The organism is Afipia sp. GW822-FHT03D08, from assembly GCF_058801645.1.
Window position 1 is genome coordinate 2,729,699 of sequence record NZ_JBXANK010000001.1, and the last position, 13,215, is coordinate 2,742,913.

A 13,215-nucleotide genomic window follows, 5' to 3' on the forward strand; every position below is an offset into this window, starting at 1 on the left:
CGCCGGAGCTGAGCTTCCATGAGATCGCCCGACCCAGCACCTTTCGCGCGCCCGATGCGCATGATCCTGATCCTCGCGCTGGCGCCGGCCATCGGCCTCGGCATCGCCCGCTTCGGCTACACGCTGGTGCTGCCGGACATGCGCGACTCGCTCGGCTGGTCGTATTCGACCGCCGGCTTCATGAACACGATCAACGCCATCGGCTATCTCGCCGGCGCGCTGGGCGCAGCCGCCTTCATCCGCCGCGTCGGGGTGTTCCGGTCGGTCTGGATCGGTGCGCTGGCCTGCGTCGTCTCGCTCGGAATCTGTGCGCTGTCGGGCAATGCGCTGGTGTTCGGCTTCGGACGCCTGCTGTCGGGCCTCGGCGCGGCAACGACCTTTGTCGGCGGCGGCACGCTGGCTGCGACCATCGCGCAATCGCGGCCGATGAAATCCGCGCTGCTGCTCAACCTGTTCTACACCGGCCCCGGCACCGGCCTCATCGTCTCGGGCCTCGCCGCTCCGTTTCTGCTCGCGTATTTCGGTCCCGGCTCGTGGTGGATCGTGTGGGCAGCGCTGACCATCATCTCGGCCCTGATGATGATCCCGCTGATGCTCAATCCGATCGACGTCGCGGCCAGCGAAACATCGGCCGAATCGTCACCGGTGTCACTGCGCCCGATCGCGGTCTATCTCGCCGGCTATTTTCTGTTCGGCGCGGGCTATATCGCCTACATGACTTTCATGATCGCCTATGTCCGCGATGGCGGCGGCGGAGCGGCGGCGCAGAGTGCGCTCTGGTGCCTGATCGGATTGATGTCGTTCGCAGGATCGTGGCTGTGGCGCGGCGTGATGGCGCGGGGCAACAGCGGCACGACCATCGCGATCATGATCGCCGTCACCTGTCTCGGGACATTCATCGCGCAGTTGGGCACGTCGCCGCCGCTGCTGATGGCGTCGGCCTTCGTGTTCGGCCTGTCGTTCTTTCCCGTGGTGGCTGCCACCACCGTGTTCACGCGGCTGAACTATCCGCCGGACGCATGGGCCAAAGTGATCGGCATCATGACCATCACCTTCGGCCTCGGCCAGACGCTCGGCCCGTTCGTCACCGGCGCGATCACCGACGTGATGGGCCTGTCCTATGCGCTGCGCGTTTCCACCGCCGCACTGGCGCTGGGCGCGATCCTCTGCGCATTCCAGCGGCCGGTGAAGGCGATGTAACCGTCATTCCGGACGGCTCGCAAAGCGAGCCGATCCGGAATCCACATATAACGAAGATGGATTCCGGGCTCGCTCGCGTTGCTCGCGACCCGGAACGACACTGTTAGTTGCGAGCGCTCATCCAGCCGGGGTCTGCGCCGAACGACTGCGCCGGAACATCCCGAGCAGCCGCTCCAGCTTCGATCCCTTCTCAGGCGTGACTTCACCGTCGCGTTCGTTCTTCGAGAAGAACTTCGTCACCGCGACGAAGAACACCGGCACCATCAAGAGCGCCAGCACCACGACCGCGATCATGCCGCCCATCACCGTGGTGCCGAGCGCCTGCTGGCTCTTGGCGCCGGCGCCGGACGCGATCACCATCGGCAGCACGCCGCAGACGAACGCGAGACCGGTCATCAGAATGGGGCGGAAGCGCAGATGACACGCTTCCATGGTCGCCTGCATCAGCGGCGTGCCTTTCGCGCGCAGATCCTTGGCGAACTCGATGATGAGAATCGCGTCCTTGGCAGCGAGGCCGATGATCGTGATCAGCGCCACCGTGAAGTAGACGTCGTTCGACAGGCTGCGCGACATCGCCGCCACCACCGCGCCGAGAATGCCGAGCGGCACCGTCATCAGCACCGCCAGCGGAATGGTCCAGCTCTCATAGAGCGCGGCCAGACACAGGAACACGATCAGCGCCGAGAGCGCGAGCAGGAACGGCGCCTGCGAGCCCGACAGCTTTTCCTGCAACGACTGCCCGGTCCACTCGAAGCCGAAGCCGCGCGGCAGCTTCGCGGTGAGCCGCTCCATCTCCGCAATCGCATCGCCCGAGGTGTAGCCGGGCTTGGCCTCACCGGAGATGCGCACCGATGGATAGTAATTGAAGCCGACGATCTGGGTCGGGCCGACCGTCCATTTAATCGTCGCGAACGATGACAGCGGCACCAGATCGCCGCGGCTGTTCTTGACGTTGTATTTCAGGATGTCCTGCGCGTTCATGCGGCCGACGCTGTCGGCCTGCACGATGACGCGCTGCATGCGCCCGCGATTCGGAAAGTCGTTGACATAGGCCGAGCCGAGATTGGTCGAGATCGTGCTGTTGATGTCGGCGAAGGTGACGCCCTGCGCCGCCGCCTGTTCGCGGTCGATCAGAAGCTGGACCTGCGGCGCTTCGGGGAGGCCTTCGGCATAGACATTCTGCAGCACCGGGCTCTGCTTCGCAGCGGCGAGCAACTGCTCCTTCGCCTGCATCAGCGCGGCATAGCCCTTCTGTCCGCGATCCTGCAGACGGAACGAGAAGCCGGACGAGTTCCCGAGGTTGTCGATCGGCGGCGGCTGCAGCGCCGAGACCTTGGCGTCACGGATCGATTTCATCGAATTGTTGATGTCGGCCACAATGGCGGCCGCGGAATCATTCGGCCCGCGCTCCGACCAGTCCTTCAGCGTCACGAACGCCTGCGCCGTGTTCTGGCCCTGGCCTAAAAAGCTGAAGCCGGTGAGGAAGGTGACGTCCTCGATGCCGGAACGCTTCGCCAGATACTGCTCGACCTTCTCGACAGCGGCCTGGGTACGATTGAATGACGAATCCGAAGGCGTCTGCACGTCCACGGTGATGAAGCCCTGATCGTCCACCGGCAAAAAGCCGCCGGGCAGACGCGAGAAACCGAACACGAGACCGCCGAGCAGCACCGCGTACAGGATCAGCAGCCGTCCGGTGCGCTGGATCGACCAGCCGACCACGCGGCCGTAGCCGTCCCGCGCGCCATCGAGCCGCTTGTTGAACCAGCCGAACACGCCGGTCTTCGCATGGCCGTGGCCCGCCTCCACCGGCTTGAGCAGCGTCGCACACAAGGCGGGCGTCAGCGACAGCGCCATCAATGCGGAGAACGAGATCGCGGCCACGATGGTCACCGAGAACTGGCGATAGATGATGCCGACCGAGCCGGGGAAGAACGCCATCGGCACGAACACCGCGACCAGCACCAGCGTGATGCCGATGATCGCGCTGGTGATCTGCGACATCGCCTTGCGCGTCGCCTCCTTCGGCGACAGTCCTTCCTCCGACATGATGCGCTCGACGTTTTCGACCACCACGATGGCGTCATCGACCAGAATGCCGATCGCCAGCACCATGCCGAACATGGTCAGCATGTTGATGGAGTATCCGAACATGTAGAGCGCCGTACAGGTGCCGAGCAGCGCGATCGGGACGACGATGGTCGGGATCAGCGTGTAGCGGAAGTTCTGCAAAAATAAGAACATCACGATGAAGACGAGGACCACCGCCTCGATCAGCGTCTGCACCACCTTGGAGATCGACGCCTTCACCACCGGGGTGATGTTGTAGGGAATGTCGTAGGTGATGTTGGACGGGAAGAACTTCGACAGTTCATCCATCTTCGCCTGCACCGCGCTCGCCGTTGCCAGTGCGTTGCCGGTCGGCGCGAGCAGCACCGAGAGGCCGGCAATGGCCTTGCCGTCCTGCCGGGTGGTGAACTGATAGCCCATGCCGCCGATCTCGATGCGCGCGACATCGCGCAGGCGCACGGTCGAGCCGTCCGGATTGGCCTTCAGCACGATGGCGCCGAACTCGTCGGCGGAGGTGAGCTGGCCCTTCACCAGAACGAGCGCGGAGATCGCCTGATCCTTTCGGCTCGGCTCGGCGCCGACGCTGCCGGATGCCACCTGCGCGTTCTGTGCAGTGATAGCCTTGGTCACGTCGTCGGCAGTAAGGTTGTAGCCGATCAGCTTGACCGGATCGATCCAGATGCGCAGCGAGCGCTCGGTCGAATACAGCGTCGCGCGGCCGACGCCGGGAATGCGGCGGATTTCCCCGAGCACGTTGCGGATCATGAAGTCGCCGAGACCGACCTCATCCAGGCTGCCGTCGGTGGATTTCAGCGTGATGATCTGCAGCACCGCGCTGGAGGCTTCCTCGACAAGGATGCCCTGCTGGATCACCGCGCGCGGCAGGCGTGCCTCGACGCGCTTGATGCGGTTCTGCACTTCGACCGAGGCGAGGTTGGAATCCGTGCCCGGAACGAAATTGGCGATGATTTCCACCTGACCGAGCGAGTCACTGGTGGATTCGAAGTTGAGAATGCCGGACGCGCCGTTCAGCTCTTCCTCGATCAGGCGTGTGGTCGAGTTGTAGAGTTCTTCGGGCGACGAGCCGGGATAGCTGGTCGAGATCGAAATCGAAGGCGGCGCGATGATCGGATACTGCGCGATCGCCAGGAACGGAATCGAGATCAGACCGATCAAACAAATGAACAGCGCCACCACCCAAGCGAAAATCGGGCGGTCGATAAAAAAGGCGGGCATGGTTCGGTTCTCTCGGTCTGGTTTCAGAGGCGGAGTGACGACCGCCAAAAATATTCAACGTGAATTGACTTCACCTCATCCAACCGGGAGAGGGACACGATTCGTCATTGCGAGCGCCGCGACGAAGCCGTCCAGTGTGTCTGGATTGCTTCGCGCCTCTCGCAATGACGATCGAGGCTGCTAGCGCACCTGGTCCGACGCGCTGGCCGACTTGTCGAACTGGCGGCCGGTTTCACCGGAGACGCGCCAGTCGCTGGCCTTGACGGCATCGCCGACGGCGAACTTCTGGAAGCCTTCGACCACGACACGCTGGCCGGGCTTGAGGCCTTCGGTAATCAGCCACTGGCCGTCAACAATGCCACCGGTGCGGACCGGCTGGGCGACAATGCGGCTGTCATCCTTGACCAGAAACACTTCGCTGGCGCCGGATGAATTGCGCTGGACCGCTTGCGGCGGCACCACGATGGCATCGGGGTCGCGGCCCTGCTCGATCTGAACGCGGACGAACATGCCGGGCAGGAGTTCGCGCTTCGGATTCTTGAATTCGCCGCGCAGGGTCACCTGTCCGGTGCCGGCATCGACCTTGGCGTCGGAGAACAGCAGCTTGCCGTCGAGCGGATAGATCGAGCCGTCGTCGAGCACGAGGCGCACCTTGGCGGCATCCGGCGACACCGCATCGAGATCGCCGCGGTCGAAATCTCGGCGCAGCTTGTTGAGCTCGTTCACCGACTGGGTGAAGTCGGCGTAGACGGAATCGATCTGCTGAATCGTCGCCAGCGCATGAGCCTCGTTCTGCACCACGAGGACGCCTTCGCTCAGCAGCGCCGCGCCGATGATGCCGTTGATCGGTGCCTTGATGGTGGCGTAGTCGAGATTGAGACGCGCACGCGACAGGTCGGCGTTGCGCGCGGCGAGATCCGCCTTGGCCTGCGCCAGATTGGCGACCGCGACTTCATTGGCGGCCTGCGAGGCGGCGTTGCTCTTGGTCAGGGTTTCGATGCGGATGGCATGCTGGCTGGCCTGCAACAGCGCCGCCTCGGCCTTGGCCAGCGCGGCTTCCGCCGCCTGCAATTCGACTTCAAACGGCTTCGGATCGATCTGGTAGAGCGGCTCGCCGGCCTTGACCTCGCGGCCCTGCTCGAAGGTGCGGGACAGGATGATGCCGGACACGCGGGGGCGGACGTCCGCGACCCGCAGCGGCGCGATGCGGCCCGGAAGCTCGCGGATGATCGCCTGCGACGATGCCTTGACGGTGACAACGCTAACTTCGGGGGGCTCGGGAGGCTGCGCGGAGGCGACGCTCTGATCGTTGCAGCCGGAGAGGAGAACCGCAGCCCCAAAAAGCAGGGCCATTGAAGTCATCGCGTTGGGACGCGGGGGCATATCGTATCCTTCTTATTTCGCATAACCGGAAACCAGAACGACCGGGACCAACCGCTGAAAAGCGACCCGATGCACGATCCTTGCTGATTGTCCTCAGCATGAATTGTGCCGGTGTGCATCGCAACATCCCGACGGGGTGACCCGATGTCGCGGCCTTCATAAGCCACTGTTTTTAAAGATGTTAACAGCCGTTAAGACTGCTCACGATTACGTCAGCGGCGTGTGAGCGCCTGACTGCCTTTGAGGCAAAAGGATGCAGGGGCGGCAAATGCCCGCTTTCGTGGCAAGGGCGACTCAAGCCCGCGTTTTTCGCATAGGTGGTTGATACATGGCGGGAAACTGGCCCCGCCCTAGCTGCCGCTGAACGAGTTGTAGCCCTGGTCTTCCCAATAACCGCCCTTGTAGTCGTTGGTGACTTCCAGGGAGATCACATACTTCGGGTTCTTGAACCCGAGCTTGGTCGGCACCCGGATTTTCATCGGATAGCCGTAGGCGCGCGGCAAAATGTCGTTGTCGAACTTGAACGTCATCTGGGTCTGCGGATGCAGCGCGGTCGCCATGTCGAGGGGTGAATTGTAGCCGTCCATGTCGGCGCAATTGAACCAGACATATTTCGCGCGCATGTCCGCGCCGACCAGTTGCAGGAAGTGACGCAGCGGCGTGCCGGTCCAGCTTCCGATCGCGCTCCAGCCTTCCACGCAGATGTGCCGCGTGATCTGCTTTTCCTGCGGCAGTTGGTAAAGCTCATCGAGCGTCCACGGCTTCTTGTTCTCGACAAGGCCGCGCACCTCGAGCTTCCAGGTGCTGCCGTCAACGTCAGGCGCATCGGCGAGGGCGTAATAGGCATTGAACGGGAACGGCCGCGTGATCGCGCTCTCGGGAAATGTCGGCGCCAGCGTGTTCGGATTGAACAGCTTCGCCTGAACCGCGTCGTTGAATTTCGAGATCTGCGTCAGCATCGATTCAGCCGAGAAGCTGTCGGTGACGTCGCAGCCGGTCAGCAGTGTCAGCGCGCCGAGGCTGGCGCCGCCCGAAATGAAGCGCCGGCGGGTGAGATCGGGCATCAGCTTTGCCGCGTCCCTGACCAGCAATTGCTTGTCGACGCCGGGGATCAGAAGTTTGCGCATACGGCCCATCGTCTATTCCTCCCAATCCGGCACGATCAAACCCCCTCTCCCGTGGGGAGAGGGCTGGGGTGAGGGCGTAGAATCTATCGAGAAAGCGTACACCCTCACCCGATGCACCATAGCGCGCCGAAGACGCGCGTAACCGCGCTGATGGTGCATCGACCTCTCCCCACGGGAGAGGTGATGGGGTGCTTGCTGCACGTTCAGGCCCGTCATGATTTGAGTTCCTACTTGCCGATAATCATGGCGCGCAGGCTCTTAGGCACCAACAGCGCCAGCGCGACGTGGACCACAAGGAATCCGACGATCGCCGCCATGCAGAAGAAGTGGACATAACGCGCCACGTCGTAGCCGCCGAACAACGCGGTCAGCCATTGCAGTTGCACCGGCTTCCAGATCGCCAATCCCGACAGCACGATCACAATGCCGACCACGATGATGCCGGCATAGAGCAGCTTCTGCACGTAATTGTAGGTGGTGAGATCGGCGTGGGAGAGCTTGCCGGTCAGCGCAGCCCTGGTATCGCCGACAACGCCATCGACGGTGATCGGCAGCAGCTTCCTGCGGAAGCGTCCGGTGACAAGGCCGAGGGTGAGATAGACAAGGCCGTTGACCATCAACAGCCACATCGCGGCGAAATGCCATTGCAGCGCGCCGCCGAGCCAGCCGCCCAGCGTGATCGAATGCGAGAAGCGCAGAAAGCCGAACAGCGGCGACGCATTGTAGATCTGCCAGCCGGACATGATCATCAGGACCATCGCCACCGCGTTGATCCAGTGGACGATCCGTACCCAGGCGGGCTGGATGGTTTTCGACCTCACGGCCTGTTCGGCCGGACGATCTGTGGTGGCGATGCTGGACATGAGCGTTTCCGGTTTCACGATGTCACAAACACCATACGGGGCATTCTAGACCGTGTTACGCCCCGCATCGCAAAATTCGCAGCGACGAACACCACGATGGCCGTTCACAAAACCGCGAGGCAGGCCCGCGCGGCCCGGCTATTCGATGATACGGAACCAGGTGTCCGGCTCGCTGTCCGTTTCGCTGCCGGGCACAGCTTCGCGGTCACCGGCCGATAGCTTGTAAATTTGCACTTGCACGTCTGCGATCAGCAGTTCGGTGCCGGCCAGCGCCTGGCGGACACACTCGTCCGAGTGAGCATCAACCGGATTCTCAAGAAGCTTCTCGAATCTTTCCTTGTCCCGGTTCAATCGCGCGAGGATCTCACCGAGAACCTCCAGCTGTTCGCCCATCTGCGGCTTCGCGTCGAAGTGACCATAGGATCAACGCGATGCCGATCGGACCCGTTCCATAGCCCGAAAGGGCTATGCCGCGGGTTCGGCTGCCAAATCAGGGCCGCCGCCTCTCCCCGCACGGGGGAGAGGCGCAGAAGCGGGCCTTTGGCCTTACGACGCCGGCATCAGGACCGAATTCACGACGTGGATCACGCCGTTCGACTGATTGACGTTGGAGATCGTCACACGCGAAGTTCCGCCCTTGGCATCGACGATGGACACCTTGCCACCGACATTGCGCACCGTCAGTTGCTCGCCCTCCACCGTGGTCAGCTTCTTTCCGTCGGTGAGATCGGCAGCCGCAAGCTTGCCCGGCACCACGTGATAGGTGAGGATCTTCGTGAGCGTCGCCTTGTTCTCAGGCTTCACCAGCGTCTCAACAGTGCCCTTGGGCAGCTTGGCGAACGCCGCGTTGGTCGGCGCGAACACCGTGAACGGTCCGGGGCCGGAGAGTGTATCCACGAGGCCCGCGGCCTTCACCGCAGCAACCAGCGTGGTGTGATCCTTCGAGTTCACCGCATTCTGGACGATGTTCTTGGACGGATACATCGCAGCGCCGCCGACCATGACGGTCTTTTCCTTGGCCTGAACCGGCGCGACAAAAGTCGCCGTCATCATCAGCGCGCCGAACACGGCCGCCGACATCAGTGCAGAACGCGATAAGGTGTTGGACATGAATCATCTCCGTTGATGGTGAAACCGGCAACTGGGCCGGGCGTGAAATTTCCGACGGACCGTCATCTCTTCAGAGGAAAAGATCGTATCGCCGTCGTGTGCGATTTACGGGCCGTGGGTTGTTTGGTTTCAGCAGTGCACGTCTCAGACTTCACGAAGTTGCGATGTGACGCGCGGCAAACCACCGCAGAGCATCGCGCGCAAAAAAAAGCGAGCCGAATTTCTCCGGCTCGCCCGTCGCGCTTCCGATCGCGTTTCTTGGGACAGACAAATGCGATCGACTGCGACGTCGGTGAGAACGTCTGTTATGAGTTCGATGACGACTGCGATTAAGACTTCGGCATCAGCACGGTGTCGATAACGTGAATCACGCCGTTCGACTGGTTGACGTCGGCGATGGTCACGGTCGAGGTGCCGCCCTTGGCATCGGTCAGCGAGACCTTGCCGCCGGAAGCCTTCACGGTCAGTTCTTCACCTTCCACGGTCTTCAGCTTCTGGCCGTCCTTGAGATCGGCGGCGTTCAGCTTGCCCGGCACGACGTGATAGGTGAGGATCTTGGTCAGGGTCGCCTTGTTCTCAGGCTTCACCAGCGTGTCGACGGTGCCGGCCGGCAGCTTGCCGAAAGCGGCGTTGGTCGGAGCGAACACGGTGAACGGGCCCTTGCTCGACAGCGTATCGACAAGACCCGCGGCCTTCACGGCGGCGACGAGCGTGGTGTGATCCTTCGAATTCACGGCGTTCTCGACGATGTTCTTCGATGGATACATCGGCGCGCCGCCGACCATCACGGTCTTCTCGCCGGACATTTCGCTCTTCATCATCTTGTCCTGCGCCTGGACTGGCGCGGTCACAACGGCGGTCAAAGTCAGCGCGCCGATCGCGGCGGCGGACAACAGAGCAATACGCTTGGACATGTTTGGACTCCCGGTGAATTGGAAATCCCGGCAGACATCCGCCGGGCATGGCGGCAGCGCAGGCTTATGGAGGATCGACCGCGCCGCCGTTATCCGAGCTACGGAAGCCGGGACGAGGCGTTTCAGGAAATAAATTTTCGGGAGTTTGAAACTTTTCCGGATGGGATACGTGGGGCGGGGTGGCAGAAGCGATGCGCTCCCTCTCCCCGCTTGCGGGGAGAGGGTTGGGGTGAGGGGCAGATTTCGATTGCTGCCAGTCCCCTCACCCGGATTGCTTCGCATCCTTCGCCTCTCCCCGTAAACGGGGAGAGGTGAAGGATGCAATGACGACGACGATCACAACATCGTTGGCGTCACAAAGCTGCGGTTGTGCGTCGGCGAGATCAGGATCTCGTTGATGCAGACGTGCGCGGGCATGCTGGCGACGAACGCGATGGTGCGGCCGAGATCTTCCGGCTGAAGCATCTTCGCCATGTCCTCGGCCGACGGCGGCACCGGGCGCAGCTTCAGGATCGGCGTCGCGACTTCGCCGGGTGAGAGGCAGCACGCGCGCAGGCCGTTCTTGAATTCGTCCATGTTGAACGAATGGGTCAGCGCCAGCACCGCGTGCTTGGTGGTGGTGTAGGCCGGTCCGGTCATCTTCGACACATGACGGCCCGCCCATGAGGCGACGTTGATGATGACGCCGTCCTTCTGCGCGCGCATCGCCGGCAGCACCGCACGCATGCAGTACATCACGCCGCTGAGGTTGATATCGACCAGCTTGTCCCAGCCTTCGGTGGTGATGTCGTCCCAGCTCCGCTTCGGCACGTTGACGCCGGCGCTGTTGACCAGAAGATCGATCCGGCCATGTTTGGCGACGATCTCTTTCGCCACCTTCTCGGCGTCCGCGGCGCTTGAGACATCCAGCACGATCGCCTCGGTCTTGCCGCCGGATTTGGCGATGCTTGCGACAGCCTCATCGAGCACATCCTTGCGGCGTCCCGAGATCACGACGGTCCATCCCTCCTTGGCGAGTTCCTGTGCACCGGCAAGACCGATGCCGCTTCCGCCTCCCGTGATCCAGGCCACACGTTTCTTGTTATTGCTCATGCCGGTTGTCTCCGTTGCTGCGCGTTGTGGTTTTGGTGTACTCAAAACCGGAAAATCCGATCTCTCGATGGAAATGTTGCATGAACGCCGCCGCGAACGCCAACCTGTTTTCTCGCCTGTTCGACGGGCCAGCAGACACCAGCAGGCTTGCCATCGAAACATCTGACGGGACGCGTATCAGCTATGCCGATCTGATCGCGCAGGCGGGACGCGTCGCGAACGTCATCGTCTCGCGCGGCGTGAAGCCCGGCGACCGTGTTGCAGCGCAAACGGAAAAGTCGGTCGAGGCGCTGGTGCTGTATCTGGCCACCGTGCGCGCCGGTGCGGTGTTCCTGCCGCTGAACACCGCCTACACGCTCAACGAGCTTGAATATTTTATCGGCGACGCCGAGCCGTCGCTGATCGTGTGCGATCCGTCGAAGGCCGACGGCATCGGCAAGCTTGCCGCCAGATCAGGCGCGAAGGTCGAAACGCTCGATGCCGACGGCAAGGGCTCGTTGAGCGATGGCGCGGCGAAGGCCGCATCCGATTTCGCCACTGTCGTGCGCGCCGGCGATGACCTCGCCGCCATTCTCTACACCTCGGGCACCACCGGCCGCTCCAAGGGCGCGATGCTGACCCACGACAATCTGGCGTCGAACTCGCAGAGCCTCGTCGACTACTGGCGCTTCACGCAGGACGACGTGCTGATCCACGCGCTGCCGATCTATCATACGCATGGCCTGTTCGTGGCGAGCAATGTCACGCTGTTCGCGCGCGCATCGATGATCTTCCTGCCGAAGCTCGATCCCGAACTGATTATCAAGCTCATGCGGCGCGCCACCGTGCTGATGGGCGTGCCGACCTTCTACACACGGCTGCTGCAATCGCCGAACCTGACGAAAGACTCCACATCGCACATGCGGCTGTTCATTTCGGGCTCGGCGCCGCTGCTGGCGGAGACCCATCGCGAATGGTCGGCGCGCACCGGCCATGCGGTGCTCGAGCGCTACGGCATGACCGAAACCAACATGAACACATCGAACCCCTACGACGGCGAGCGCGTGCCGGGTGCAGTCGGCTTTCCGCTGCCGGGCGTCTCGGTGCGCGTGACCAATCCGGAAACCGGACAAGAACTTGCGCGCGAAGAAATCGGCATGATCGAGGTCAAGGGTCCGAACGTGTTCAAGGGCTACTGGCGGATGCCGGACAAGACCAAGGCGGAATTCCGCGCCGACGGCTTCTTCATCACCGGCGATCTCGGCAAGATCGACGATCGCGGCTACGTCCACATCATCGGACGCGGCAAGGATCTGGTGATCTCCGGCGGCTTCAATGTCTATCCGAAGGAAGTCGAGAACGAGATCGACGCCATTCCCGGCGTCACCGAGTCGGCTGTGATCGGCGTGCCGCATACCGATTTCGGTGAAGGCGTCACCGCGGTCGTGGTCGGCGACAAGAAAACGCCACTTGATGAGGCCACGGTGCTGCACGCGCTCGACGGACGGCTGGCGAAGTTCAAGATGCCCAAGCGCGTGATCTTCGTCGACGACCTGCCGCGCAACACCATGGGCAAGGTGCAGAAGAACGTGCTGCGCGACACCTATTCCGAAATCTACAAAAAATGACACGTTTACAGAACATGGTCCGGGCCGCCGCACGCCACATCATAAGGGCTGATGCCATCATGCCGATCGTGCTTCGTCCGGCCCGCAGCGAGGACTTCGCCTTTTGCGTCAAGCTTTATCTCTCCGCGATGGCCAACATCATCCGGGATTTGAAGCTCGATGTGACGCGGCAGGAGGAAAACCTGCGTCATCTCTGGGAGGCGGATCAGGTGCAGGTCGTCACGCTCGATGGGTGTGACGTCGGCTGGATTCAGGTCGCGGTGCAGGACTCCACGCTCCATCTGGAGCAGATTTTCGTCGACGCTCCGTTCCGGGGACGCGGCGTCGGCACCCGGCTGATTACCGATCTGATCGATCAGGCGACGCGCGCGCGTCAGCCGATGACGCTCGCCGTGGTGCGCAGCAATCGCGCCTTGAAACTCTATGAACGTCTGGGCTTCCGCGTCATCGATGAGGATGACCGGAAGTTCTACATGAAGCGCGAGCTCAACGACGCGCGCCGCGTTTAACGTTCCCTCTCCGCTCATTCCCGCGAAAGCGGGAATCCAGTTCCTTGCCCTGGGTCCCCGCCTGCGCGGGGACGAACGGAAAATGGAATCGATCTGGCGGCGAT

Annotated in this window: 11 protein-coding genes; 3 read left to right on the plus strand and 8 right to left on the minus strand. The window is 62.5% G+C overall.

What is annotated here, in order from left to right; all coding sequences use genetic code 11:
• Nucleotides 1–18 precede the first annotated feature (18 nt).
• Nucleotides 19–1,200 (plus strand): YbfB/YjiJ family MFS transporter, encoded by a 1,182-nt coding sequence (locus tag AC1RM7_RS13480; RefSeq protein ID WP_024921154.1) that lies wholly within the window; start codon nucleotides 19–21, stop codon nucleotides 1,198–1,200.
• Between the two features lie 117 nt (nucleotides 1,201–1,317).
• Here AC1RM7_RS13480 and AC1RM7_RS13485 read toward each other — a convergent pair whose 3' ends face one another.
• From AC1RM7_RS13485 to AC1RM7_RS13520, 8 genes are all read right to left on the minus strand, one after another.
• Complete coding sequence (locus tag AC1RM7_RS13485; RefSeq protein ID WP_024921153.1) at nucleotides 1,318–4,506, minus strand: multidrug efflux RND transporter permease subunit; 3,189 nt, start codon at nucleotides 4,504–4,506, stop codon at nucleotides 1,318–1,320.
• Nucleotides 4,507–4,686: 180 nt separating this feature from the next.
• The gene (locus AC1RM7_RS13490) at nucleotides 4,687–5,889 is read right to left on the minus strand and encodes an efflux RND transporter periplasmic adaptor subunit (RefSeq protein ID WP_024921152.1); all 1,203 of its coding nucleotides are present in this window, start codon (nucleotides 5,887–5,889) and stop codon (nucleotides 4,687–4,689) included.
• A gap of 350 nt (nucleotides 5,890–6,239) precedes the next feature.
• The gene (locus AC1RM7_RS13495; protein WP_024921151.1) at nucleotides 6,240–7,025 is read right to left on the minus strand and encodes a molybdopterin-dependent oxidoreductase; all 786 of its coding nucleotides are present in this window, start codon (nucleotides 7,023–7,025) and stop codon (nucleotides 6,240–6,242) included.
• A gap of 218 nt (nucleotides 7,026–7,243) precedes the next feature.
• Entirely contained in the window at nucleotides 7,244–7,879 is a 636-nt protein-coding gene (locus AC1RM7_RS13500; protein WP_006023461.1) for a cytochrome b/b6 domain-containing protein, read from the minus strand.
• Nucleotides 7,880–8,017: 138 nt separating this feature from the next.
• Nucleotides 8,018–8,272 (minus strand): hypothetical protein, encoded by a 255-nt coding sequence (locus AC1RM7_RS13505; RefSeq protein ID WP_006023460.1) that lies wholly within the window; start codon nucleotides 8,270–8,272, stop codon nucleotides 8,018–8,020.
• Nucleotides 8,273–8,425: 153 nt separating this feature from the next.
• Entirely contained in the window at nucleotides 8,426–8,989 is a 564-nt protein-coding gene (locus tag AC1RM7_RS13510; protein ID WP_024921150.1) for a fasciclin domain-containing protein, read from the minus strand.
• Between the two features lie 329 nt (nucleotides 8,990–9,318).
• A complete protein-coding gene (locus tag AC1RM7_RS13515) occupies nucleotides 9,319–9,903 on the minus strand; it encodes a fasciclin domain-containing protein (protein ID WP_024921149.1) in 585 nt (194 codons plus the stop codon).
• 336 nt (nucleotides 9,904–10,239) lie between these two features.
• The gene (locus tag AC1RM7_RS13520) at nucleotides 10,240–10,995 is read right to left on the minus strand and encodes an SDR family oxidoreductase (protein WP_492837617.1); all 756 of its coding nucleotides are present in this window, start codon (nucleotides 10,993–10,995) and stop codon (nucleotides 10,240–10,242) included.
• Nucleotides 10,996–11,075: 80 nt separating this feature from the next.
• Here AC1RM7_RS13520 and AC1RM7_RS13525 point away from each other — a divergent pair, with 80 nt between their 5' ends.
• Together AC1RM7_RS13525 and AC1RM7_RS13530 are read left to right on the plus strand one after the other, a co-directional pair.
• Nucleotides 11,076–12,602, plus strand: coding sequence for a malonate--CoA ligase (locus tag AC1RM7_RS13525; protein WP_492837615.1), 1,527 nt, complete (start codon nucleotides 11,076–11,078; stop codon nucleotides 12,600–12,602).
• The gene (locus AC1RM7_RS13530) at nucleotides 12,599–13,111 is read left to right on the plus strand and encodes a GNAT family N-acetyltransferase (protein ID WP_492837613.1); all 513 of its coding nucleotides are present in this window, start codon (nucleotides 12,599–12,601) and stop codon (nucleotides 13,109–13,111) included. Before AC1RM7_RS13525 ends, AC1RM7_RS13530 begins: the two co-directional genes overlap by 4 nt.
• Nucleotides 13,112–13,215: the final 104 nt, after the last annotated feature.

Coding starts and splice junctions, on each gene's coding strand:
- AC1RM7_RS13485 (WP_024921153.1), bottom strand. CDS start 4,506: ATGCCCGCCTTTTTTATCGACCGCCCGATTTTCGCTTGGGTGGTGGCG.
- AC1RM7_RS13520 (WP_492837617.1), bottom strand. CDS start 10,995: ATGAGCAATAACAAGAAACGTGTGGCCTGGATCACGGGAGGCGGAAGC.
- AC1RM7_RS13525 (WP_492837615.1), top strand. CDS start 11,076: ATGAACGCCGCCGCGAACGCCAACCTGTTTTCTCGCCTGTTCGACGGG.
- AC1RM7_RS13530 (WP_492837613.1), top strand. CDS start 12,599: ATGACACGTTTACAGAACATGGTCCGGGCCGCCGCACGCCACATCATA.
- AC1RM7_RS13490 (WP_024921152.1), bottom strand. CDS start 5,889: ATGCCCCCGCGTCCCAACGCGATGACTTCAATGGCCCTGCTTTTTGGG.
- AC1RM7_RS13495 (WP_024921151.1), bottom strand. CDS start 7,025: ATGGGCCGTATGCGCAAACTTCTGATCCCCGGCGTCGACAAGCAATTG.
- AC1RM7_RS13500 (WP_006023461.1), bottom strand. CDS start 7,879: ATGTCCAGCATCGCCACCACAGATCGTCCGGCCGAACAGGCCGTGAGG.
- AC1RM7_RS13505 (WP_006023460.1), bottom strand. CDS start 8,272: ATGGGCGAACAGCTGGAGGTTCTCGGTGAGATCCTCGCGCGATTGAAC.
- AC1RM7_RS13480 (WP_024921154.1), top strand. CDS start 19: ATGAGATCGCCCGACCCAGCACCTTTCGCGCGCCCGATGCGCATGATC.
- AC1RM7_RS13510 (WP_024921150.1), bottom strand. CDS start 8,989: ATGTCCAACACCTTATCGCGTTCTGCACTGATGTCGGCGGCCGTGTTC.
- AC1RM7_RS13515 (WP_024921149.1), bottom strand. CDS start 9,903: ATGTCCAAGCGTATTGCTCTGTTGTCCGCCGCCGCGATCGGCGCGCTG.